The organism is Geomicrobium sp. JCM 19039 (assembly GCF_000698145.1).
In the GTDB taxonomy this organism is placed as follows: Bacteria; Bacillota; Bacilli; order Bacillales; family Marinococcaceae; genus Geomicrobium_A.
In genome coordinates this window covers 81,372-103,804 of sequence record NZ_BAXB01000012.1, presented here as the reverse complement: position 1 = coordinate 103,804, position 22,433 = coordinate 81,372, and the positions used below count along the sequence as shown (strand labels likewise).

The following is a 22,433-nucleotide window of genomic DNA, read 5'->3' as shown; positions in this document are numbered from 1 at the left end:
CCCCGATGAAAGAGAACTACCATGCCCTTGAGCGGTACTCTACGTTCTTCGTCTCCGGTAGCAAGGCTTGCTGCAGGAGATTGTATTATTGGCTCATCGTAGGCTTGAAATCGGGTGCGTACCGACTTGTATCAAGATCAGGAGCGTGACCTAATGCCATACTACTGAGTACAGTGCCTAAGTAAGGACCCATCGTTAGGCCTGTGGACCCGAGACCGTTTGCAAAAAGAATATGAGGGAAACTTGGAACCGGGCCAAACGCAGGTAAGAAGTTTTCTGTGTATGGGCGAAATCCTACACGTGCACCAACGACTTCAGCATCTGTCAAACTAGGAAACGATTCATAGCACTGTTCGAGAATGGTTTCAAATCCCTCACGTGTCGGCGTAGGATCGAATTTTTCGGTATCCGTATGTGTCGTCCCGACGATAATTTTCTCATTGCTGAACGGAACGATATATTGCGTTCCCTGTGGGATGAGCACCGGGCTGTCTTCAGTAAACATGGGCGATGCCAGGTGAATGATTTCGGCTTTTTGGTGAGAGACGATGGGTTGAAGGTTCAAGGTGTGTAACCATTCGTTCGCCCACGCACCTGCTGTTAATACGATTTGGTCAGCTTCCAAACGCTCCCCATCGACGAATAATTCTCCAGACTCATTGATGGTTGCATTGGCATGAAGCATTGTGACGCCATTTGCTTCTGCCTGTATTCTGAGATTGTTGACGAGTTTTTCGCCATCAACTCGCGCGCCGCCTTTGACATATAAGCCGTATGGTTCAACTGGTGTGACGGTTGTATAATCAGCAAAGTTATCACGGTCGAGAGGGATGAGCGCTCCGATTTCTGGTGCATCGAGGCGTTTCTTCTTTGCACGCTCGTGCATTTGATCTCGTTTTTCTTTAGTGGGACTGAGGGCGATGGCGCCGCTACGATAAAACCCGGTGTCATCGTTACGAATCGAAGATAATTCTGCAACGAGTTTCGGATAATAGGCAGCGCCGTTTTTCACTAACGTGTACCAATCTTTATTTCGTCGTTGTGATAGCCAAGGACAAATAATTCCAGCAGCCGCTCGGGTTGCTTGTCCAGCATCTTGACGGTCAACAACGACGACATCTGCATCTGACTTCGACAACTCATAAGCAGTGCTCATGCCAAGTATGCCTCCACCAACGATGATAATTTTACGCATCGTTCTCTGCCCCTTTTCTTTTTTCAATCGCCAAAATAAACGGAGGGTCATTCGTGTGATTGATGAATTCGTATCGGGCGACAAGCGCTTCATGATGCGAGAGGGAGCATGTGAACTTCAGCAATGCATCCCGTTCTTTCTTTCCTTCCTCATGACCGTAATAGACGACGATGACAATGACCGCGCCTATGGGCATGACACTGAGCAACTGCCTGACGGACGTAATCGTAGATGATGGTGAAGTGACGATGGTTTTATCGCCCCCCGGCAAGTAACCGAGATTGAATATTGCTGCTTTTGGGGTGTGTCCATTTAGATGGGTCATTACATTGGCATGACTGTCCTGGACCAGTTCAACATTGCTACCATCGATCTGCCTGTCCTCAAGGCGTTTTTTCGTGTGTTGGAGTGCCTCTTTTTGTATATCAAAACTAAGGACATATCCAGTGTGTCCAACGACTTCACGTAAAAATAATGTATCGTGACCGTTGCCGGCAGTGGCATCTATTGCCGTATCGCTTCTGACAACGATTCTTCGAGTAGTGTGCGTACAAACGGTAAAATCTTAGGCACAGGCAAAGTTTTTCTCCTCATTTCCTTATCATTGTTCGCCCATTAGTTTACCATGCGAGCATTGCCAGCTGCATTGAATTCGGTGTACACTGATGTTCGGTAGAAGGCAGGTGAGAACATTGCCAAAAATCATATGGCTATTAATTATCGGAATGAGTACGAACGTGATTGCCTCGTCATTTCTTTGGCCACTCAACACGATCTACATTCATCAGCAATTAGGAGAGCCACTCTCTGCAGCTGGGGTCGTTCTCATGATGTATGCAGGTGCTGGCGTCATTGGTAATATTATTGGCGGGCGTTTGTTTGATCAGTTGGGTGGGTATAGAACACTCATCCTTGGGATGACGATTGCGCTAGTGAGCGCGGTTTGTTTAGCTTTTTTTCATGAATATTATCAATATATGGCCTTTTTAACAGGGATTGGTCTTGGGCACGGCATGATTGTTCCCGCCTTTTATTCTCTAGCAGGATCATTATGGCCTGAGGGAGGTCGACGGCCGTTTAATGCAATGTACGTCGCCCAAAATGTAGGGGTTTCAGCAGGAACAGCTTTAGCCGGTGTTGTGGCTGCCTTTAATATTGAACTTATCTTTGCAGCGAATAGTTTTACATACTTGTTGTTGTTTTTATTTGCCGCGATCGCCTATCGAAATATTCAAGAGCGTTCCACACAGGCGAAGTCACGAGAAAAAACGCCAGCTTTCAATGAGACAAATATGAGAGCGCTCGTGATTTTGTCGGCAGGGTTCTTTATTTGTTGGCTTGCGTATGTTCAATGGTTATCAAACATTTCTGTACATATGCAAGATTGAACATTGACTTGCGCAGCTACAGCATATTATGGACCATTAACGGGTTTTTAATCGTGCTCATGCAGCCATTAATGGCGATTGTCGTGAAAAAATGGGTGAAGACGTTAAAAGCTCAGTTGCTCGTAGGGGTAACGGTTTTTGCAGCTGCCTTTGCTGTACTGACAGGTGCCGAAGTATTTACCGGTTTCCTCATTGCGATGCTTATTTTGACTGTTGGTGAACTATTTGTTTGGCCTGCTGTGCCTACGATTGCCAATAAGATGGCACCAAAAGGTAGAGAAGGGTTTTATCAAGGCATTGTGAACAGCGTTGCGACCGGTGGACGAATGATCGGGCCGTTGTTCGGAGGGATCATTGCTGATTTGTATTCGATGCACATGGTGTTTGTAACGATTCTTTGCTTGTTTGTATTTGCGTTTATTGCATTCGCACTCTTTGATCGAAGCGTTGAGAAAGAGGGATAAAAAAAGCGGCACCTTCGCTCTCAGTGAAGGTGCCGCAAACATTACTCATAGCGTGGCACTGGTTGTTTTCTTAAATAATCACGAATCGATTTTTTAAGCTTCCCAGTGAGTTTCTTTCGTTTATTCTGCTTTTTAGAATGAACGGCAGGTTCTCTGTCGTTTAAGATCTCGTGTACCACGTTGCACCCTCCTTCCAAGATCATGATTGCTTACGTATAGTATACGCTTATTTTCAATTTCATGCTCGTGGAATTTAAGAGAGGGTAACAAATGGCTAAACTGCCTGTCAGCCTTGACATTGACGAATTTCGAGCCTACAATGGCAATATCAAGAAATATGCAAAAGTAGCGGTTTATCTGCTTAACAGTTTGAGCAGTGTATTGATAATGTCTCCGAAGAGGGAGGCATTTTTCATTAAATCGAAAATGAAACTAAACATAAGCATGAAGTGTTGTTTAAAAAGGAGGCGTCCTTTATGGCCTTTCCACATGACAAGATTGAGCAGAAGTGGCAAGCATATTGGGAGAATAACAAAACATTTAAAGCGGATACATCAAAAACGGATCAACCGAAATTTTACGCATTGGACATGTTTCCGTACCCATCCGGTGCAGGTTTGCACGTCGGTCATCCTGAAGGATATACAGCGACAGACATTCTTTCAAGAATGAAACGGATGCAAGGATACAATGTACTTCATCCTATGGGCTGGGATGCATTTGGTCTTCCAGCAGAGCAATACGCATTGGATACGAACCAACACCCAAACACGTTTACCCAAAAAACATCGGAACGTTCAAGCGTCAAATTAAAGAACTTGGGTTCTCTTATGATTGGGACCGCGAAATTAGCACGACCGATCCAGAGTACTATAAATGGACACAATGGATCTTCATTCAACTGTACAAGCAAGGTCTTGCGTATGTCGATGAAGTAGCGGTGAATTGGTGTCCAGCATTAGGCACCGTTTTAGCGAACGAAGAAGTGATTGACGGGGTCAGTGAGCGCGGCGGCCATCCTGTGGAAAGACGCCCGATGAAACAGTGGATGCTTCGGATTACAGAATATGCAGACCGGTTGCTTGACGATCTTGATGAGTTGGATTGGCCTGAGAGCATTAAAGATATGCAGCGCAATTGGATTGGTAAATCAACGGGAGCAGAAGTGTCGTTTGATATTGAAGGTCATGAAGTGAACGTATTTACGACACGTCCAGATACACTATTTGGTGCAACGTACATGGTATTAGCACCGGAACATCCGCTTGTAGATCAGGTGACGACAGCTGAGAAACTAGAAGCGGTGCAAGCGTATCAAAAACAAGTCGGAACGAAAAGTGATCTTGAGCGTACAGATTTGGCAAAAGAGAAGTCGGGTGCATTTACAGGAGCGTACGCAACAAACCCTGTGAATGGGGAGCGTATCCCTGTCTGGATTGCAGATTATGTGCTCATTAGTTACGGGACGGGAGCGGTAATGGCCGTTCCTGGCCACGATGAGAGGGATTTTGAGTTTGCAAAGACGTTTGACTTGCCGATTCGTGAAGTCGTTTCCGGAGGAGATCTCTCCGAGGAGGCATTTACCGGAGATGGTGAACATGTGAACTCTGAGTTTCTGAACGGACTCATGAAAGAAGAGGCGATTGAACAGATCGTCGCTTGGCTTGACGAAAACGGTAAAGGTAAGAAACAAACGACGTATCGCCTTCGCGATTGGTTGTTCAGCCGCCAACGTTACTGGGGTGAGCCAATTCCAATGATTCATTGGGAAGATGGCAGTTTAACACCTGTCGCTGAGGAAGAACTGCCCCTCACTTTGCCAGATTTGGATGAGTTCAAACCTTCAGGTACGGGTGAATCCCCGCTTGCCAATGCAACCGATTGGCTCGAAGTGACCGATCCGAATACCGGAATGAAAGGTCGTCGGGAAACGAACACGATGCCACAATGGGCAGGGAGCTGCTGGTATTATTTACGATTCATCGACGCACATAATGATGAAGCACTTGCTGACCCAGAATTGTTAAAACAATGGCTGCCTGTTGATATTTATATCGGCGGAGCAGAACACGCCGTTCTTCACTTGTTGTACGCTCGTTTTTGGCATAAAGTGCTTTACGATATTGGGGTTGTGCCGACGAAAGAACCTTTCCAAAGGCTTTACAACCAAGGGATGATTCTTGGTGGTGAGAACAACGAGAAGATGAGTAAATCAAAAGGCAACGTCGTGAATCCAGATGATATCGTGGCTTCACACGGAGCAGACACATTACGTACGTACGAAATGTTTATGGGTCCACTTGACGCTTCCATCGCTTGGTCCACAAATGGCTTGGATGCATCACGACGATTCCTTGACCGGGTTTGGCGTTTGCTCATTGAAGAAGATGGCACACTTACAAGCAAAGTCGTAGACGATGCAGGGACGGACCATCCGTTACTCACAACGTACCATCAAACGATCGATAAAGTGACTGTCGACATGACGCATTTGCGCTTTAACACAGCGATTAGTCAGCTCATGGTATTCATTAATGCGGCGTACAAAGAAGAGGCACTACCTCGAGTGGCGATTGAAGGCTTTGTGAAAATGCTCTCGCCAATTGCTCCGCACATTGCTGAAGAGTTATGGGAGAAGCTTGGGGGAACGACGACGATTACGTATGAAGCGTGGCCGGTTCTTGATGAACGTTACCTCGTCCAAGACGAAGTAGAAATTGTCGTCCAAGTGAACGGCAAAGTAAGAGCGAAGCTCGTGATGGCTAAAGATGCGACGAAAGAACAAATGGAAGAGATTGCGCTGTCTGATGAGAAAGTAGCAGCGAATATTGAAGGTAAAACGATTCGAAAAGTCGTTGCGGTTCCTGGAAAGCTCGTCAACGTCGTTGCAACGTAACGAAAAAACCTGGTTGTCATTGTGACAGCCAGGTTTTTGTATACACGTAAGAAAGGGGGATAACGATGCAAAGAATCATACTCATCGGGCCGATTTGTAGTGGCAAAAGTTCGGTTGCAGATGAACTAGCCAAACGATTAAACATGCCCCGGTGTGCCCTTGATGACGTTCGCTTTACGTATTACAAAGAGATTGGTTTTCGTGAAGATAAGCAAAAGCAGATCCACGAGCAAAAAGGATTTGCCGGTGTGTATGACTATTGGAAGCCATTTGAAGCTCACGCTGTCGCAAGGACGCTCGATGACTACCCGTCTCACATTATTGATTTCGGAGCAGGACATTCTGTGTACGAGGACCGGAATTTGTTTAAGAAAGTACGTGAAGCTATGAAACACGAGGCACATGTCTTTTTACTACTCCCAAGTGCTGATGAGAATGAGTCGGTCGATGTGTTGAACGAAAGAGTGATGAATTTGACAATGGAGCAAGCCGTTCTGAACATCAATCGCCATTTCGTCCGCCATCCGTCCAGCCGTAGGTTGGCGACGCACACGGTGTATACGAAGTACAAAACGATTGCACAAGTGGCAGAGGAGATTACCGAGCTCATGAATATGAAATAACATGCTATACTAAAGTCTGTATAGTAGTATTGAACAATATAAGGAGGAAAACATTGCGATACGCACTTCATTTTCTCGTTGCTGTATTACTCACTGCATTTTCATACTATTCAGGTAGTCTGATCGTTACAGATGAGCATTTCGTTTGGCAGTCTCTCGTCATCGGTCTCACTGTTGTTTCTATGGGTGCACTGACTGAAAAGCTTGGTGCACCGATCTGGCTCATTGTCTTGATGCCATTTCCAATTGGTATGAGCTTGTTATTTATGTTTTTAGGAGAGTTGGTCGGGGTTTGGGCTGTTGCATATGCCGTTACGCTCACGATTTATACGATCCTTCATATGTTCGTAAGTTACTTGTTTCACTTTCATTCGCTCATCCCCGCTTGGAAGTTATCTAAACGTACGGTAAAGCCCGTTTGACAAAGTGTCCGTTATCTTATACGGTTTTTACAAAAAAGTAGGACTGAAACGATGGAAAACCGAATGAAAGAACTCCGGAAAGCGCAAGGATTATCACAAGAAGGCGCCGCTAATCTTCTCGGTGTATCCAGACAAACGATTATTTCTATTGAAAAAGGTGTGTATAACCCTTCGTTACCTCTTGCGTTTCAAATTGCTAAGCTGTTCGATAAGAAAATTGAGGAAGTTTTCCTATTTGAAGAATAGTCGACAACGTGTGGAGAGACAAGGCCGATCATGATATGTAAGTAAACCGGATAAGTGGGCGTCACGATCATTTGTACTCATACGTGGTCAAAAGCCATTTTGATAACCCTTAACAGGTGCATGAGGCGATTCGGTTTCCAAAGAGCTTTGATTGGAAATAGAATTGTCGAGCTAAACCTGTATTGCTCTATTCTGTTTCCAATCAATGGACGTTTCATTCCAAACAGACGTTTATTGAAGCAGATCGAGTGCTTTAAAGAAAATGAACGGCAGTCTACTCCAAAAGTCTTCTTCATTGTCGCAATCATTTACACGCTTTGCCGCGTTCACCATGAAACGATGTCTCGTCATTTTGATCAGTTACAAAATCCCTTGACTATAGTCGAGAGATTTTTTTGATTCAACATATGCCGATCGTTACGTCCGCGATCTAGATAGAATGAACTTAAGATTTTCCTGATTTGCGCTGTTGGGTGTTGGGTTGGAGAGATAGCGCGGTGCCATTTTGCGCGCTAGTTTACACGTTCTGCGCGCAAGTTTGCCTAGTTTAACGATTTTGGCGCTCATTCCGCTAAACTTGCGCGCAGTTTGTCGCAACTGGAGCGCAGATTCAATGCCCATAAGCGAGTACCCTGTCGCCCCGTCGGGGCCGAAGCCATATCGGACTCGGTTCGTGTCGACGTCTTGTGGGTACGTCGGGGCGAGGGTGTACACATGACCCGGTGATCTGTTACCTAGTTTATAAGAATATATCGCTTTTCCTGCGATTTTCCCCAACTTGAGCACAGTTTCCACTTTACCAAGCTTCCCAATTGGTTCGTGAAGAAATTCTTTCGTTCAACTAAGATAGATCGCCAAAAACCAATCTATTCCAATGAGGTGCGTGTGCAGGAAGTGAACTTTGTCCGCTACATCGTCACGCCCACAAAATGAGAGGTTTACAAAAAAACCGGATGTCTGTAAAAGCTCATCTGGTTTTTTAGTGGCTTCGGGGCTTTCCGTGCGTGCCAATGATGCTCATAATGCTTCCTCGCCTAATTTGTTGTTAAATGGCATAGATCTTTACCTCGGCGTTTACTCATCTGATGCAGCGTTTTTTCCTGCTGTATACCCTGTTGAGAATGCTACGGTAATGTTAAAGCCGCCTGTGTAGCCGTGAATGTCGAGTACCTCACCACAAAAGTATAGGCCTCGTTTCTTTTTGGAAGCCATCGTTTTCGGAACGATTTCTTTTATGGATACCCCTCCACCGGTGACAAAGGCTTTCTCGATGGAAAGTGTTCCGTTTGCTCGTAATGGAAATGCTTTAAATAGACGGGCAAGCTCTTCAAGTTGCACAGTCGTTACGTTGCGCAAGGGTGTATCTTTGTCGACATCTCCATGCTCTAGAAGAAGCGCTAAGTAACGTTCTGGTGCGACATTGCTCAACGCATTTTTTATACTTTTTGCCCCGTCATCGCTTTTTCTTTGCTCAAATTGTTGCACGAGTTTGTGTACGCTCGTTTCTGGATACAGGTCAATCGTTAGTGTGACTGGATGATCGGGATTTTTCTTTCGTTCTTTCACGACGTACTGGCTACAGCGGAGTGCAATCGGGCCAGATAGACCGAAGTGGGTGAAGAGTACGTCGCCTTCGTGCGTCACGATCGTTTTCTTCTTTTTGTTCCAAACAGTCATTTGAACATCTCGCAAAGATAAGCCTTGTACGGTTTTATTCTTAATGAACGGTTCATTTAATGTAATCGGAACTTCAGTAGGATAGAGATCGGTGACGGTATGACCTGCCGCCTTCGCCCACGGGTAAGCATCACCTGTGCTTCCGGTGTGTGGCACACTTGTCCCCCCTGTTGCGACGATGACGGCATCGGCCCGTTGCTCTTCGCCGTTTTCTAACCGAATACCAGCAATTTGATCTGCTTCAATGACTAAACTTTTGACGCGTTGGTTCGTTTGAATCGTGACACCGAGCCGTTTAATCTCCCGAAGCAACGTTTCTACAACGGTTTGAGCTTTATCTGTAACCGGGAACATTCTCCCCATATCTTCCTCTTTTAAGCGGATGCCGAGGTTTTCAAAGTAAGCGATAATGTCCTCATTATTAAAGACGGAAAAGGGGCTGTGCATAAATTTTCCGTTGCCAGGGATAAACGATATGAGCTGCCCTAATTCCATCCGGTTTGTCACATTGCATCTGCCACCTCCAGAGATGGCTAACTTGCGTCCGAGCTTCGTTCCTTTATCAACAATTGTTACATGTGCACCTTCAGTTGCAGCGGAGACTGCAGCCATTAACCTGAAGCCCACCGCCGATAATGATGATTCTTTTCATACGTTTTCTCCTTTTTTATCTTGTCCTTCGTCATCATATCACAGCCGTTTTCCAATTCGCTACACAGCCTTACCAAGTACAATTGTTGAAAGTAGATACGTTTTTCCCTTATTGTGGATGTAGACACGAACTGAAGAAGAGGTGAGAGAGGACGATGAAACGATTCTCCTATCAAACAGATAAGCATAGTGATATGATTGAAATTACCGATGATTTGCACGAATGGGTGCAATCCGAAGGATTTACAAAAGGTGTGCTCACCGTATTTAACCTTCATACAACCGCTGGCATAACCATTAATGAAAATGCGACCCGGATGTAAAAACCGACTTTCTTCGCAGATGGATGAAACGTTCCCTTGGCATGACGACAATGATCGGCATGGTGAAGGAAACAGCGCTGCCCATATGAAAGCGAGCACGGTCGGTGCGAGCGAGACCCTTCTTGTCGAAGGTGGCAAACTCGTTTTAGGGACGTGGCAAGGCGTTTATTTCTGTGAATTTGATGGACCGAGACGTGCACGAACAGTCGTCGCCTCGTTCCAAGCTGAACGCTAAATAATCGTAAGGAGAGGGATGACATGAGCAGGAGAGGTAGAGGTGGAGGTCGACCGAGAGCATCTTCAAGAAGACCGGGAGGCGCTAGGACAAACCGTCCATCTGGCAGAAATCGACCGAGAGCATCTAGTTCAGGTGGCGGTAATTTTAGAAAACAGAGCAATTCTTCAAACGGAGGCGGTCGCGGAGGTTCGTTTCTCGGCGGCATGGCGGTAGGATCGATGATGGGAAGAAGACGAAGACGTGGCGGTGGCTATGGATACGGCAGAGGTCATGCCGGTGGCTCTGGCGGACTAATGGGCATGATCGGTTGTTTCGGTATGCTTTTAGTCGTTGGCGTTATCGCATTTATTTTGTATCTGTTACTCAGTTAATTGGAGAATAATCACGAGCGAAGTAGCGGTTCGGATATCGTTTCTAAAAAACTTGGTAACGTATTACGGAGAGGTTCAAGTAAGGGCAATAAGCTCTGTGGGGGATCTTGCCACGAATTTGGCAAGGTTCTTTTTTGTGAACGCTTCTACATATGGTAAAATGCGAGAGATGAGTAGGTGCAGTTGAAGGGTGCGTTGAAAAGGTATGGCAGAAAATAAACTCGTGCGCGGGACGATGATGTTAACAGGTGCAACTTTATTTTCCCGTGTGCTTGGACTTTTATACATATTTCCGTTTACGGCGATGGTCGGACAACAAGGGAATGCATTGTATTCCTATGGATATTTACCGTATACACTTTTATTAAGTCTCTCCACTTTAGGCATTCCGATGGCGGTGTCTAAATTTGTTGCGAAGTATCATGCGATGGGTGATTACAAGACAGGTCATCGGTTGTTTCGGTCATCGCTTTTGGTGATGGCAATCACCGGCTTTTTATCCTTTTTACTGTTATTTTTCTTGGCACCTTGGATTGCTGAAGGGGTATTGCCAAATAATGACCCGACGGGAAACCGGACCGAAGATGTGGTGTTCACGATTCGGATGGTGAGTATCGCGCTTATTATCATTCCGATCATGGGTGTCATTCGAGGGTACTTCCAAGGGTTTCAATCAATGGGTCCTACAGCAATTTCTCAAGTCGTTGAACAGATCTTTAGAGTTAGTTTTATTCTTATCATTACGTTTCTTATTTTACAAGTTGGAGATGGCACAATTGGGACGGCTGTAGGTTGGGCAACCTTTGGTGCATTTATTGGCGGGCTTGGTTCGTTTCTCGTTCTTTTCTACTTTTGGCAGAAAAGTAAAGCAGGAATCTATTCCCAAATTAGCGAATCTAACACAGGAGCCGAAGAGCTTCCGCTACGAGGGATGTATAAGGAACTTATACGCTATGCGTTGCCTCTTTCGTTTGTAGGACTAGCGATTCCTCTCTATCAACTCATAGATATGGCAACATTTAGTTCAGCGATGACGAATGGTTTTGGCGTGAGTGATGGGGAAGCTGAAACAGCCTTCGGGATTTTTGTCAGGACGAGCCATTCGGTAATCCTTATACCCGTAGCCGTCGCCACAGCAATGAGCGTGAATATCATCCCTGCGATTACACGCTCGAATACTAAGGGCGCAATCGATGAAATGAAGTCATACATTACGAAGAGTTTGCAACTCATTTTGTTTTTTACTGTTCCAGCAATGGTCGGTCTCATTCTTCTTGCCGAACCGGCGTTTGCGGCACTGTTCGGGATGGAAGACTACGTGCTCGGTGGCCACATTCTTGGGATGTATGCGCCAGCTGCTGTATTGTTCTCACTTTTTGCCGTGACAGCTGCAATGCTTCAAGCATGAATCGGCAAAAGCAAGCCATTACAGGGCTATTAATCGGCCTTGTACTGAAGTTGTCGTTAAACTATATACTCATTTCGTTATTTGGCCCCGGCGGGGCGGTATTTGCGACGTTAATCGGATATACAAGTGCGATTGTTTATAATATCATTGCGATCATTCGCCACACTGGTTATTCCATCATACCATTAGGAAAACCAGCACTACTCACAGTGGGAATCTCCTTTGTGATGGGGCTATCGGTATGGATTGTTCGTGAGGGAGGACTCGTTCTTTTTGATGCAACAACGCAACTTGGTCTCACATCTGTGTTGTTCTTCGGCGTTCTTACGGGTGGATTAGTGTTTATGATTCTCACAATTCGCTTAGGTCTAGCAGGTTCCGTACTTGGAGATCGTTTTAAGATGTTAAGAAACTGACATAACTGTGATTGGAAAAGCATGCTAGAATGAAAGAATCATTTCCAAATATTAGGCAGGTGAGGATATGCTAGCACGGTTTCGAGCGTTTGATTGGATTTTTATTTGCACGGTTTTGGCACTTTCGGTATTCGGGCTGCTCATGGTATATAGTGCTAGTTATCCTGCAGCGATAAACAGTGGCAGTCCGGCGACTTCTGTAGTCAGTCGACAAGTTGTGTTTTTCTTTATTGGTATCGTACTGTTTCTCATCGTCATGAATTTCCGCTATCAATTTTTTAAGCAATTAAGCCCGATCATTATTGTCGGTTCGTTAATTTTGCTTGTGCTAGTGCCGTTTATCGGTATTGAAGATAAAGGAGCAACCCGGTGGTTATCCATTGCCGGCTTTACAATCCAGCCGTCGGAGTTCGTAAAAGTAGGTGTGGTGATCTACTTAGCAGCGGTATACTCCAAAAAGCATCAATACATTAATCGTTTTGTAACAGGCGTATTGCCCCCACTCGTCCTTGTCGTTTTCGTGTTTACCCTCATTCTTGCGCAACCCGACCTCGGTACCGCAGTTACGATTTTACTCGTAACCGGTGTGATTATCTTTTTGTCGGGGGCAAGATTACGACATCTATTAATGCTTGGTACCTTATCGGCAGGTTCGGTTGCTTTTCTTGTCACCCAAGAGGAGTACAGAATGAACCGGATCCTTGCGTTCATGGACCCGTTTGCACACCAAGAAACTCATGGGCATCAACTCATTCAATCGTACTATGCGATTGCCAATGGTGGTGTGACAGGGACGGGTTTTGGACAAAGTATACAAAAGCTCGGTTACTTACCAGAACCACATAATGACTTTATCTTGGCAATTATTGCTGAAGAAACCGGCATTTTTGGTGTAGGTTTTGTTATTCTTTGCTTCTTAATCATCGGTTTTCGAGGGGTCATTATCGGCAGTCGGTGCAAGACGATGTTTGGCTCATTGCTCGCGTATGGTTTTGTGTTCATGTTTATGTTCCAATTCATTTTTAACGCAGGCGCGGTTAGCGGCACGATGCCAATCACAGGAATTACGTTGCCATTTGTCAGTGCAGGAGGGTCATCCCTTATCGTTTCCTTTGTTGCAGCGGCAATTGTTGCGAACATATCAAGGCAAAATGCGAAAGAACGAGAACAAAGCATGGATGATGAAGTTCAACAAGACGATTCACAAGTGACGATGGCGAGTGGCCAACGTTAGGAGGGATCACAATGCTCGTCGTAGGTTATGGGAAGCTTGGGCAAGCGATCGTTTCGGCTCTTCACGATCACGGGGTCGAAGAAGTGAAGGTGTACAATCGGACGGTAAGCAAAGCAGCAGAAGTAGCGGGAGTTGCTGTCGTTAAACCCGAGCAATTCTCTCACGAAAACCAAGTCATCATCGCCCTTCCGGCTCATGCATATGAGCCGTTTTTTTTGAAATATGCCAAAGCCTTCCCGGAGGATTGTCAGTTTTTTATACGGCAACGAATCTGGAGTTTAACGACGTCTCAGCTCTGTTAACAAAACAACAGAGAGCGATCTCAGTGAAGTTGCTCGGACACGCGTATACGTTAGAGAGGGCGGGGACATTTGTCGTTTTGACGGAGGAGGATCGTCGATTATTTTCAAGCGTGACAAGCGGGGCGTTTTCAACCATCGTTGGTACAGAGTCGTCCGTTAGAATGGCAAATACGATCGTGACGACAGAGACATTGCGAGCCATTATTTCAATTGAACAGCAATTAAAAGCGAAACATTTCGATGAACAAATGATCGAGCGAGCGATCAAGAGCATGATTCCAGGGATCGTTGACGCACACATAACCGATACTCACGGTGGGTTTGCCCGTTCAATCATGGAACGTTGGGAGAATGAAAATGATGGAAAGTGAATGGCGGCTAGATCGATGGTTGGCAAAAGCAGGCATCGGCTCACGAAAAGATGTAAAAAAGCTGTTAAAGAAAAAACGTGTGAAACAAAATGGTCAGGTTGTGACTGATGCCTCAGCAAAAGTTCACATCGAACAAGATACGATTACTTTAGATGGGAACCCGATTACTGCGAACACGGGCCCGATTTACTTACTAATGAACAAGCAAAAAAATCGCGTGAGTGCGACGACAGACGCGGAGAATGTGACCGTACTAGCAGATGTGGAAGAACAGCTTCGGGCGGATTTATTTCCAGTCGGAAGGCTCGACAAAGATACGGAAGGGTTATTGTTGTTGACGAGTGATGGAGACTTTGCCCATCGGCTTACATCACCGAAATATGAGATTGAAAAAGAGTACGAAGTGACATTGGATGAGCGACCTGCAGATGAGGAATTACAAGCGTTGGAAAAAGGCATCCAGTTAAAAGACGGCACGGTTACAAAGCCAGCCAAACTCCAGCCGGATGACGAGTCCGATAAGCCGATCGTTACAATTACCCTTACCGAAGGGAAATATCATCAAGTGAAGCGGATGTTTGGGGCACTTGGGCGCCGAGTAACGGAATTAAAGAGAATTCGAATCGGTTCGTTATTATTGGACGAAGACCTTAAACCAGGGGAGTACCGAGAGTTAACTTCCGATGAGCTCGAAAACCTATTTCGTAGTATCCATTGAACTACTCAGCACTAAAGTACCGAGATTCCTAGAAGCACAAACCTTTACCGAACATCGTTGATGCTGGGCAGCGGGTTTCGTTCATGGCTAGGCGATCCCCGCAGTTCCTGCGGTTCTGAGTCCCTCTTGGAGGATGTTAACCGCTGCGTTGATGTCGCGATCGTGATGAGCGTGGCAGGCTGAGCAGGACCACTCACGAACGTGTAGTCCTTTCTTTCCGTCGTGGTGCCCACAGCTCGAACAGAGCTGGAAGATGGGAACCACCGGTCAACCTTAATGAGTTGTTTCCCATACCAGTCAGCCTTGTACGTGAGCTGTGTCACAAACATCGACCAGGAGACATCACTGATGGCCGAAGCCAGCTTACGGTTGCGAAGCATCCCTTTCGCATGGAGGTCTTCCACAACGATCGCATCGTGGTTTTTGATGAGATCGGTAGAGAGCTTATGCAAAAAGTCCTTTCGTTGGTTGGCCACTTTTTCATGGAGACGAGCGACAACACGCTTTTGCTTTTGATAATTTTTCGCCATGTGTAACGGAGTTCCACGACGCTTTGCTTCTTCGGCTCGACGTGACAACTTTCGTTGCTCACGCGCGAGCTTTTGTCGCATCGCCTTTGTAAAGCGGTGATTGTCCATTTTTTCACCGCTCGAAAGAATGGCGAAGTCGGTGATTCCAAGATCAACACCCACCGATTGCCCTGTGGACGGCAGGGGCTGTACATCGGCTTCGACCTTAAGCGATACGATATAACGACCGCTCGCTTTGCGAGTGATCGTGGCACTGACGATTCGTCCTTGAATGGTACGACTTCCACGAATCTTCACCCAGCCGAGTTTCGGAAGCTTGATTCGGTTGTTTGTGACCGTGTTCGTAAATACCTGTGATTTGCCTTGGATGGCCGTCGTGTACGATTGCAAAGGATTTCGCTTACTTTTAAACCGTGGGTACTTGCCTAGCTTTGCGTAAAATCGTTGGTAGGCGTCGGCAAGCGACCGCACCGATTTTTGTAAGGCAGTGCTATCCACGTCCTTTAAAAAAGGAACTTCACCCTTTAGCAAAGGCAACGCATTCGCACACGCCTTATAGGAAAGACCTTTGCCCGTTTCGGTGTACGTGTTCTCCCAAGAGGCACGGAAATGGTTGTAGACGAACCGGCAACAGCCGAACGTTTGAGCCATCTGCTTTTGTTGCTTCGCGTCGGGGTACAACCGAAACTGGATGCCTTTGTACGTCAACATAGCGAACCTCCATTCTGGGAACATATATTCTTATGTTCAGTATACCATGAATGGATTGAAACGTCCGGTAATTCAAAACTGAGAGACGGAACACTCACGACTGAAGTCGCGAGTGTTCCGTCTCTCTGATCATAAAAAAGACCAGCTCTTCGTCGAGGAGCTGGATTTTGTATGTTTACGTGTATGGTTTCTATGAGGCTTGACTTTTGCGACTAGAGGTCCATTTACCGCGACTCGGACTGTGAACAAGATTGTTATATTCCAAAACATTCAAGTCACGTTGTATCGTTCGCTGCGTAATTCCGAATTCATCAACCAGTTCTTGGGTTGTTACCGTGCCTTCTTTACGAATAAACAAATAAATTGACTTAATTCTAATAAGCATCCGGTCGGTTGAAGATCGCAAATAACCACTCCCTCGATCAAGATGGAACCGGGGAAACGATGGATAATCTCTCTATATAATCCGTCGCAGGCACTAGACAATCGACTAGACCAATCTAAGCTGTTGTATTCGTGTTGTGACAGGTCCGCGCAAATGTCTGTGTCCCTGATTCCCCCTCATTGTACTACACCCGCAAAGTAAGATCAAAAGAACTTTTAAGCATCAAATTGAAACAAGTCGGTAGATAAATACCGCTCGCCTGTGTCGCAAGCAATGGCAACGACCACTTCACCTGGTTGCAAACGTTTCGCTAATTCAATTGCCGCAAAACAAGCAGCACCAGACGACGGTCCAACAAGAATGCCTTCTTCCCGTGCCAATTTGCGTACTGTATCGTAAGCATCCTCATCAGAAATGCGATCAATATCATTGTACACGGACTGATTTAAAATCGGAGGGACGAACCCGGGGGACGTTCCTACTAATTTGTGGGGTCCTGGCTTTCCACCAGAAAGTACTGGTGAGCCTTTCGGTTCGACAACACGTACAACGAGGTCTGGGTAGTATTCACGCAATGCTTCACCCGTACCCGTAATCGTGCCACCTGTTCCAGATGCAGCAACAAAACCTGCAAGCGGTTGGTTTAGTGAAGAAATCGCGTGATGAATTTCTTGAGCTGTCGTTTTTCGGTGGGCATCAGGGTTCGCTTCATTTTCAAATTGCATCGGCATAAAGCTATTTGGAATTTCTTTCGTAAGTTCATGCGCACGATCAATGGCTCCTGGCATCTTTTTGTCACCAGGGGTGAGCACCACTTCAGCACCGTATGCTTTAAGAAGGTTAATTCTCTCTTGGGACATCGTATCTGGCATCGTTAAAATGCAACGGTAGCCTCTCACAGCCGCATTCATCGCTAACCCGATTCCTGTATTGCCAGACGTAGGCTCAATAATTGTTGTTTCAGGTGTAATCTTGCCTGCTTGTTCGCCTTGGATAATCATCTCTCTTGCCGCTCGGTCCTTTACACTACCGCTTGGGTTTTGGTACTCAAGCTTTAAATACACATCTGCAGCCGCTTCTGGAACAATTCGGTTGAGCTTCACTAGGGGTGTATTGCCAACGAGCTCGTCAATTTGGTTATATACATGCATGATCTTCACTCCATATTCTTGTTAATGCTTATTATTCAGATCGTCTTTCTATTATAACGAATAAGCTGAGTTCTTAAAAGAAGCACCTATTTCTAAATGCCAGGTTTTGAGATACGATAATGAAGAGAAGAGAGTTAAAACGGAGTGAACAAAAGTGGAAACTCATTATTTTTTTGCAATCCCTATACCAAGGCCAATCGGTCTCAAGATCCAAACCGTGAGTGAGCACCTAAACGTTGCGAAGTACTATCGCCAAGTTACCCACTACCAAGATTATCATATTACCCTAAAGTTTTTAGGAGGGATGACCGATACTCAGTTTAGAGATCTTCAAACCTTCACACAAAAAGTCGCTGAAGAGGTGGCACCGTTTGACATCACGCTTTCACGAGTCGATGCATTTGGAAACTCTGTAACGCCACGTGTGTTATATGTCGGTGTTGATGGAGGATTTCCGCTCGTCAATTTGCAAAAAACTGTTGAGAAGCTTTCTGTTCATGCAGGATTTCGAGCAGAACAGCGGGCGTATACCCCGCATGTTACAATCGCCAAAAAATCCAACGGGTGCGCCAGCGATGCACATTTGCATGACGAAACGGTTGCTAAACGTTGGACGGTGCCGGGGTTTTGTCTATACCGAGTAAATCACGGGCAGACCCCTCGTTATGAACAACTTCGTCAGTTTATCTTCACGGGATGAGGGAAGCACCATGAAGCGACATACAAAATTTATCGTGTTCTTGGCTCAACTCGTAGGGTTTTACGGCCTTCATTTACTTGGAACGTGGGCAAGTCATTTTTTACCGTTGCCCGTTCCAGGCAGTGTGATTGGCATGATTTTACTGCTACTTTTATTGTACACAGGACTCATCAAACTTCACTGGGTTGAACAAGGAGCAAAGATTTTAATTATGCATTTGCCGTTATTATTTTTACCGATCATGGCTGGGCTTATCCAACATCAAGACTTGTTACAGCCTACCGGGTTTTTTATGTTACTTGCAACGGTTGTGAGCACATGGCTCGTCATGATTATCGCTGGATTACTGAGCCGCAAAATGATGAAAAAAGGCGGTGAACAGTATGAATGAATGGCTCATCGCGATTATTTTTATACTGCTCACTGTCGGTATTTATATGCTAGCTAGAAAATTGCATCAAATGCATAAAGCGTTATACACGATGCCATTTATCACAGGTACAGTTTTCCTCGTCGTGTTACTCATTGTTTTTCAAATCCCATATGAAACCTATCAGATCGGTGGAGAGTGGCTTGAGATGTGGCTCGGACCGGCAATAGTAGCGTTAGCCGTGCCACTTTATAAAGAGAGACACACATTAAAGAAATACTTCTTTCCTATTATGGTTCCGGTGCTAACAGGTGCGGCTACAGGCGTTGTCAGCGTGTATGCACTGGCGGCAGTTGCCGGTATAGATCAATCGAGTATACATGCACTTGTACCCAAGTCAGTCACCGCTCCGGTTGCGATGGACATCGCTGAGGCGCTACAAGCAGAGCCTTCTGTCGCTGCATTATTTGTGCTTGTTGCCGGTGTGAGTGGTGTATTGCTCTCTTCTGTGACCTTTAGAATGTTTAAGATTGATCACCCGTTAGCTCGTGGAATTGCTTTAGGCGCTTCTGCACATGCCATTGGTACAGCAATTGCCATGGAAAAAGACTCACTTGAAGGGGCAGCAAGTTCCGTATCAATGACGATTAGTGCACTTCTTCTTTCAATGCTAACCCCTTTACTTGCATTTATACTGATCTAAGACAGGAGAAATGGATATGGTTCACCTCATAAAGATTCATGACTATGTCTCACGGTATGAAAATGACATTCATCGATATCCCAATCAATTTACGCGACTGAAACGGGAAAAGTGGGAGAAGATGAAAAAGAATTGGCAGCAAGCAAATGCAGGAGGGAATGTGGAAGAAGACTGGTTTGAAGACACCAGCCCAAAATTCTTTCGCCAACCATTTCAACGGTTGAAAAAATCAAATAAAGAGAAAAAGTCTGGGCGAGTGGTCACAGAGGAGCCGGATCAAGTGTATGCGAATAAAACGATCGAACAGCTGAAGAAGATGTTTCACTATGATGTCTTTCAAACGCAACTTAACTGGGCATCGTCTTCACTGTTCGGGGAATCTTACCTAGAAAGCAAATATCGTTTTGATACGCGGCTGCGCCAACTCATTCAAGATATTCCAGACAACTTCTTGCTTTTGTATCACCCTGTATTGCGAGTGCAACGTGCAGAAGTTCAGCTCGATGTGATCTTACTTTCACCGACAGAGGTGTACGTTGTAAATTTCTTAGAGATGGAAAACAATGCGGTTGTACGCGCTTCAAATGAGCGGTTTTGGCCAGTCGTGGGCAAGTATGCAAAAGCACAGTTGTTAAACCCGATGATTGCTCAGGAAAGGTCATTTTCAATCATTCGCTCGATCTTACAAAAAGAAGAGATTCACCCGAACATATCCACGCTATTAATCGCCCCAGATGGTATATTGATGATCATCATGCACGTGCGGACTTAAAAAAAGTGGATCGGGCGAATTACAGCAGATGGTTGTCGACGCTACAAGCGCATCGCTCACCACTAAAAAAACAACAAATTGACGTTGCGCGTGCATTGTTGAAATATAGCAAAACGTCACACATGCCGTACTCGAAACCGAGTGCAGAAGACGACGATAAATAAGCTTTAATCGTGATAAACACAATTGACTGCCCTTTCGTTCATCTGCTATGATATACGTTGATTATCCTAACCGTAAAACGGTTAAGCGACCATGTGAATGCACACTGTTTGTCTAGTTCAGCAGTGTAATTGCTCTTGAATGCGCCACTGTAGAAAAATGTCGGCGCCTTATTTTTTCCCTTGTATGACCGGACTTTTAACGTTCAAGTGTGTAATGACCATTACATCCTTCATACTTAGTAGATTTCTGATGACAAATGCTGAGCGTATTTTACAATGCTCAAATATTTAAAAGGATACCCGCCATGACACATTTCGATATGCAGACAAGAGTGAAAAGGAAAAAGTGGTTGGAAATGCTATTAGGTGCGGATTGGAAGCTCGAGCCTGCTGGCGGTTCAACAGGGGAAGCATTTATTGCTCACGACGGCAGTCGTAAGCTTTTTTTGAAGTGCAACTCCTCACCGTTTTTAGCGGTTTTGTCGGCAGAGGGAATTGTTCCGAAACTGCTTTGGACAAAACGCTTGGCAAACGGAGACGTTATTACGGCACAACGCTGGGTTTACGGTCGTGAATTGTCCAGCACAGAGATGCAAAAACGAGAAGTTGCGGAACTTCTACAACAAATCCATGCATCTTCGGATTTATTAGAGATGCTAAAACGGATCGAGAATCAAGTATCGACGCCTGATGTATTACTCGGTAACCTGAAAAGAAAGGCCATCTTTCAAAACAACACACCTTCTAGTTGGTTGCAAGACGCCTTTTTGTTTCTTGAAGAAAACAAGCATCAGATTGAGCATGACGAGTTTGTCGTTTGTCACTGTGACTTGAATCATAACAATTGGATTATGGAAAAGGACGATTCGTTATTTTTAATTGATTGGGACGGAGCTTCTGTCGCCGACCCTGCACTTGATCTTAGTGTTCTTTTGCACTGGTACGTGCCAAAGATTAAATGGCATGACTGGTTAAGTCACTATGGACTAGAACTTGATGATTCGATTATGAAGCGAATGCATTGGTACATTGTGATGCACACGGTAGAGTATATTCTCGATATGAACGAGAATGACCGTGATGAGGTGAACAACTGGAAACACTATTTAGCATCACTGCTCTCACCCATTACGAATAAATAATACGCGTAGATAAATGTGTAAGAACTGTGGTTGGACGACCTATAGCCCCGGGGGTGCTCTCGCTCTGTTGAGCTAGCATACCTCGGGGATCTTTCGTCATGAAGCCTACGATGAGTTTGTTTGACGTGTGTTCCTCGAGAAGTATGAAATAACAGTAAGAAAAAGGGTGAAAGAAAGTCATGAGATTAAGAAAAAAGCCTGGAGCACTTGAGAAGCTAAGTGAACATCCTAGCATTGTCATTCCTGACCCGGAACAGTACAAAGGGCGCTGGTTTGAGGCGTTTGAAGGAAGTAATCATCGGCCATTACATGTGGAGTTTGGCACTGGTAAAGGGCAATTTCTTCGGGACATGTCGGACCGCTTTCCAGATGTCAATTACGTTGGTGTTGAAAAGTATGAAAGTGTACTCGTCACAGCGCTTGAGAAGAACATCGAAAATCATCGAGGTAAAGTATGCTTTATTCATGGAGATGTTCGAGAGGCAACAACCATTTTTGCGCCAGGTGAAATTGATCGCATCTACTTAAACTTTATGGATCCATGGCCAAAAGCTCGCCACAGTAAACGTCGGCTTACGCATAAGGATTTTTTGGAAATGTATCGAACGATGTTGCATGAGAATGGAGAAATCCACCTTAAAACAGATAATGAAGGATTGTTTGAATACTCGTTGCAGTCGTTTAGTGAAAACGGCTACCAATTAAAAAATATTCGAGTAAATTTACATCGAAACGAGCCTGAAGATAATGTTCGTACCGAATATGAGGAGAAGTTTTCAACGAAGGGACAACCGATTTTTCGAACAGAAGCTTTTCTTCCTAAATGAATAAAAATGGGCGAACCGTCACTTATACCGTGACC

At 45.2% G+C, this 22,433-nt stretch carries 23 protein-coding genes and 4 pseudogenes; 20 read left to right on the top strand and 7 right to left on the bottom strand.

All coding sequences use genetic code 11. The features are described 5' to 3' along the window. Positions 1-85: 85 nt before the first annotated feature. On the bottom strand, positions 86-1,195 hold the full coding sequence (locus tag JCM19039_RS12790; protein WP_042427745.1) for an FAD-binding oxidoreductase: 1,110 nt from the start codon (positions 1,193-1,195) through the stop codon (positions 86-88). After that, the gene (locus JCM19039_RS12785) at positions 1,188-1,703 is read right to left on the bottom strand and encodes a class I SAM-dependent methyltransferase (RefSeq protein ID WP_307190247.1); all 516 of its coding nucleotides are present in this window, start codon (positions 1,701-1,703) and stop codon (positions 1,188-1,190) included. The genes JCM19039_RS12790 and JCM19039_RS12785 overlap by 8 nt, the downstream gene beginning before the upstream one ends. Positions 1,704-1,887: 184 nt before the next feature. Here JCM19039_RS12785 and JCM19039_RS25595 point away from each other — a divergent pair, with 184 nt between their 5' ends. Further along, a complete protein-coding gene (locus tag JCM19039_RS25595) occupies positions 1,888-2,583 on the top strand; it encodes an MFS transporter (protein WP_238545039.1) in 696 nt (231 codons plus the stop codon). Then, a complete protein-coding gene (locus JCM19039_RS25590; protein WP_238545038.1) occupies positions 2,547-3,047 on the top strand; it encodes an MFS transporter in 501 nt (166 codons plus the stop codon). The genes JCM19039_RS25595 and JCM19039_RS25590 overlap by 37 nt, the downstream gene beginning before the upstream one ends. 41 nt (positions 3,048-3,088) lie before the next feature. Here the strand turns inward: JCM19039_RS25590 and JCM19039_RS24455 are convergent, their stop codons facing one another. Beyond that, positions 3,089-3,226 carry a hypothetical protein gene (locus JCM19039_RS24455; protein WP_193744234.1) on the bottom strand — a complete coding sequence of 46 codons (138 nt, stop codon included), beginning with the start codon at positions 3,224-3,226 and terminating at the stop codon, positions 3,089-3,091. A gap of 297 nt (positions 3,227-3,523) precedes the next feature. Here JCM19039_RS24455 and leuS point away from each other — a divergent pair. The 4 genes and pseudogenes from leuS (at position 3,524) to JCM19039_RS12760 (ending at position 7,234) form a co-directional block, all read left to right on the top strand. Continuing rightward, positions 3,524-5,943: pseudogene (gene leuS, locus JCM19039_RS12775) on the top strand (leucine--tRNA ligase). 65 nt (positions 5,944-6,008) lie between these two features. Continuing rightward, on the top strand, positions 6,009-6,566 hold the full coding sequence (locus tag JCM19039_RS12770) for a shikimate kinase (RefSeq protein ID WP_042427741.1): 558 nt from the start codon (positions 6,009-6,011) through the stop codon (positions 6,564-6,566). Between the two features lie 53 nt (positions 6,567-6,619). Beyond that, positions 6,620-6,988: a hypothetical protein gene (locus tag JCM19039_RS12765; protein WP_042427738.1), complete on the top strand. Its 369-nt coding sequence runs from the start codon at positions 6,620-6,622 to the stop codon at positions 6,986-6,988. Between the two features lie 51 nt (positions 6,989-7,039). Beyond that, positions 7,040-7,234, top strand: coding sequence for a helix-turn-helix transcriptional regulator (locus tag JCM19039_RS12760; protein ID WP_042427735.1), 195 nt, complete (start codon positions 7,040-7,042; stop codon positions 7,232-7,234). 1,074 nt (positions 7,235-8,308) lie between these two features. On the opposite strand, the pseudogene JCM19039_RS12750 reads toward JCM19039_RS12760, so the two are convergent. Next, positions 8,309-9,563, bottom strand: a pseudogene (locus JCM19039_RS12750) (NAD(P)/FAD-dependent oxidoreductase). 154 nt (positions 9,564-9,717) lie between these two features. On the opposite strand from JCM19039_RS12750, the pseudogene JCM19039_RS12745 reads away from it, so the two are divergent. The 8 genes and pseudogenes from JCM19039_RS12745 (at position 9,718) to JCM19039_RS12720 (ending at position 14,943) form a co-directional block, all read left to right on the top strand. Beyond that, a pseudogene (locus JCM19039_RS12745) lies at positions 9,718-10,120 on the top strand (secondary thiamine-phosphate synthase enzyme YjbQ). A 23-nt stretch (positions 10,121-10,143) separates the two neighbouring features. Then, entirely contained in the window at positions 10,144-10,494 is a 351-nt protein-coding gene (locus tag JCM19039_RS23830; protein WP_152550202.1) for a hypothetical protein, read from the top strand. A 205-nt stretch (positions 10,495-10,699) separates the two neighbouring features. Continuing rightward, positions 10,700-11,902, top strand: coding sequence for a polysaccharide biosynthesis protein (locus JCM19039_RS12740; RefSeq protein ID WP_238545037.1), 1,203 nt, complete (start codon positions 10,700-10,702; stop codon positions 11,900-11,902). After that, on the top strand, positions 11,899-12,318 hold the full coding sequence (locus tag JCM19039_RS25585; RefSeq protein ID WP_238545036.1) for an oligosaccharide flippase family protein: 420 nt from the start codon (positions 11,899-11,901) through the stop codon (positions 12,316-12,318). The genes JCM19039_RS12740 and JCM19039_RS25585 overlap by 4 nt, the downstream gene beginning before the upstream one ends. A 67-nt stretch (positions 12,319-12,385) precedes the next feature. Further along, positions 12,386-13,552 (top strand): putative lipid II flippase FtsW, encoded by a 1,167-nt coding sequence (ftsW, locus tag JCM19039_RS12735; protein ID WP_042427728.1) that lies wholly within the window; start codon positions 12,386-12,388, stop codon positions 13,550-13,552. Between the two features lie 11 nt (positions 13,553-13,563). Continuing rightward, on the top strand, positions 13,564-13,854 hold the full coding sequence (locus JCM19039_RS12730) for an NAD(P)-binding domain-containing protein (RefSeq protein WP_042427725.1): 291 nt from the start codon (positions 13,564-13,566) through the stop codon (positions 13,852-13,854). A 23-nt stretch (positions 13,855-13,877) separates the two neighbouring features. After that, the gene (locus JCM19039_RS12725) at positions 13,878-14,225 is read left to right on the top strand and encodes a hypothetical protein (RefSeq protein ID WP_042427722.1); all 348 of its coding nucleotides are present in this window, start codon (positions 13,878-13,880) and stop codon (positions 14,223-14,225) included. After that, positions 14,215-14,943, top strand: coding sequence for a pseudouridine synthase (locus JCM19039_RS12720; RefSeq protein ID WP_052398774.1), 729 nt, complete (start codon positions 14,215-14,217; stop codon positions 14,941-14,943). Before JCM19039_RS12725 ends, JCM19039_RS12720 begins: the two co-directional genes overlap by 11 nt. Positions 14,944-15,030: 87 nt before the next feature. Here the strand turns inward: JCM19039_RS12720 and tnpB are convergent. The 3 genes and pseudogenes from tnpB to cysK form a co-directional block, all read right to left on the bottom strand. After that, positions 15,031-16,184, bottom strand: a pseudogene (tnpB, locus tag JCM19039_RS12715) (IS200/IS605 family element RNA-guided endonuclease TnpB). A 190-nt stretch (positions 16,185-16,374) separates the two neighbouring features. Then, positions 16,375-16,590: a DeoR family transcriptional regulator gene (locus JCM19039_RS12710; protein ID WP_042398435.1), complete on the bottom strand. Its 216-nt coding sequence runs from the start codon at positions 16,588-16,590 to the stop codon at positions 16,375-16,377. A 194-nt stretch (positions 16,591-16,784) separates the two neighbouring features. Then, complete coding sequence (gene cysK / locus JCM19039_RS12705) at positions 16,785-17,720, bottom strand: cysteine synthase A (RefSeq protein ID WP_042427716.1); 936 nt, start codon at positions 17,718-17,720, stop codon at positions 16,785-16,787. A 154-nt stretch (positions 17,721-17,874) separates the two neighbouring features. On the opposite strand from cysK, the gene thpR reads away from it, so the two are divergent. The 6 genes from thpR (at position 17,875) to trmB (ending at position 22,398) form a co-directional block, all read left to right on the top strand. Then, the gene (gene thpR / locus JCM19039_RS12700; protein WP_042427714.1) at positions 17,875-18,420 is read left to right on the top strand and encodes an RNA 2',3'-cyclic phosphodiesterase; all 546 of its coding nucleotides are present in this window, start codon (positions 17,875-17,877) and stop codon (positions 18,418-18,420) included. Positions 18,421-18,430: 10 nt separating this feature from the next. Continuing rightward, complete coding sequence (locus JCM19039_RS12695; protein WP_042427711.1) at positions 18,431-18,811, top strand: CidA/LrgA family protein; 381 nt, start codon at positions 18,431-18,433, stop codon at positions 18,809-18,811. Beyond that, positions 18,804-19,493: an LrgB family protein gene (locus tag JCM19039_RS12690; RefSeq protein ID WP_042427709.1), complete on the top strand. Its 690-nt coding sequence runs from the start codon at positions 18,804-18,806 to the stop codon at positions 19,491-19,493. Before JCM19039_RS12695 ends, JCM19039_RS12690 begins: the two co-directional genes overlap by 8 nt. A 16-nt stretch (positions 19,494-19,509) precedes the next feature. Next, the gene (locus JCM19039_RS12685; RefSeq protein ID WP_042427705.1) at positions 19,510-20,265 is read left to right on the top strand and encodes an NERD domain-containing protein; all 756 of its coding nucleotides are present in this window, start codon (positions 19,510-19,512) and stop codon (positions 20,263-20,265) included. A 469-nt stretch (positions 20,266-20,734) separates the two neighbouring features. Further along, entirely contained in the window at positions 20,735-21,571 is an 837-nt protein-coding gene (locus tag JCM19039_RS12680; protein WP_052398771.1) for a phosphotransferase family protein, read from the top strand. Between the two features lie 179 nt (positions 21,572-21,750). Then, positions 21,751-22,398 (top strand): tRNA (guanosine(46)-N7)-methyltransferase TrmB, encoded by a 648-nt coding sequence (gene trmB, locus JCM19039_RS12675; protein ID WP_042427702.1) that lies wholly within the window; start codon positions 21,751-21,753, stop codon positions 22,396-22,398. The last annotated feature ends 35 nt before the right edge of the window (positions 22,399-22,433 follow it).

Excerpts from the sequence above, each read along its gene's own strand:
- JCM19039_RS12685 (WP_042427705.1), top strand. The coding sequence starts at position 19,510 with ATGGTTCACCTCATAAAGATTCATGACTATGTCTCACGGTATGAAAAT.
- JCM19039_RS12695 (WP_042427711.1), top strand. The coding sequence starts at position 18,431 with ATGAAGCGACATACAAAATTTATCGTGTTCTTGGCTCAACTCGTAGGG.
- JCM19039_RS25590 (WP_238545038.1), top strand. The coding sequence starts at position 2,547 with ATGGTTATCAAACATTTCTGTACATATGCAAGATTGAACATTGACTTG.
- JCM19039_RS12680 (WP_052398771.1), top strand. The coding sequence starts at position 20,735 with ATGACACATTTCGATATGCAGACAAGAGTGAAAAGGAAAAAGTGGTTG.
- JCM19039_RS12770 (WP_042427741.1), top strand. The coding sequence starts at position 6,009 with ATGCAAAGAATCATACTCATCGGGCCGATTTGTAGTGGCAAAAGTTCG.
- JCM19039_RS23830 (WP_152550202.1), top strand. The coding sequence starts at position 10,144 with ATGAGCAGGAGAGGTAGAGGTGGAGGTCGACCGAGAGCATCTTCAAGA.
- JCM19039_RS12730 (WP_042427725.1), top strand. The coding sequence starts at position 13,564 with ATGCTCGTCGTAGGTTATGGGAAGCTTGGGCAAGCGATCGTTTCGGCT.
- ftsW (WP_042427728.1), top strand. The coding sequence starts at position 12,386 with ATGCTAGCACGGTTTCGAGCGTTTGATTGGATTTTTATTTGCACGGTT.
- JCM19039_RS12720 (WP_052398774.1), top strand. The coding sequence starts at position 14,215 with ATGGAAAGTGAATGGCGGCTAGATCGATGGTTGGCAAAAGCAGGCATC.
- JCM19039_RS12690 (WP_042427709.1), top strand. The coding sequence starts at position 18,804 with ATGAATGAATGGCTCATCGCGATTATTTTTATACTGCTCACTGTCGGT.
- JCM19039_RS12740 (WP_238545037.1), top strand. The coding sequence starts at position 10,700 with ATGGCAGAAAATAAACTCGTGCGCGGGACGATGATGTTAACAGGTGCA.
- cysK (WP_042427716.1), bottom strand. The coding sequence starts at position 17,720 with ATGCATGTATATAACCAAATTGACGAGCTCGTTGGCAATACACCCCTA.
- trmB (WP_042427702.1), top strand. The coding sequence starts at position 21,751 with ATGAGATTAAGAAAAAAGCCTGGAGCACTTGAGAAGCTAAGTGAACAT.
- JCM19039_RS12790 (WP_042427745.1), bottom strand. The coding sequence starts at position 1,195 with ATGCGTAAAATTATCATCGTTGGTGGAGGCATACTTGGCATGAGCACT.
- JCM19039_RS12760 (WP_042427735.1), top strand. The coding sequence starts at position 7,040 with ATGGAAAACCGAATGAAAGAACTCCGGAAAGCGCAAGGATTATCACAA.
- JCM19039_RS25585 (WP_238545036.1), top strand. The coding sequence starts at position 11,899 with ATGAATCGGCAAAAGCAAGCCATTACAGGGCTATTAATCGGCCTTGTA.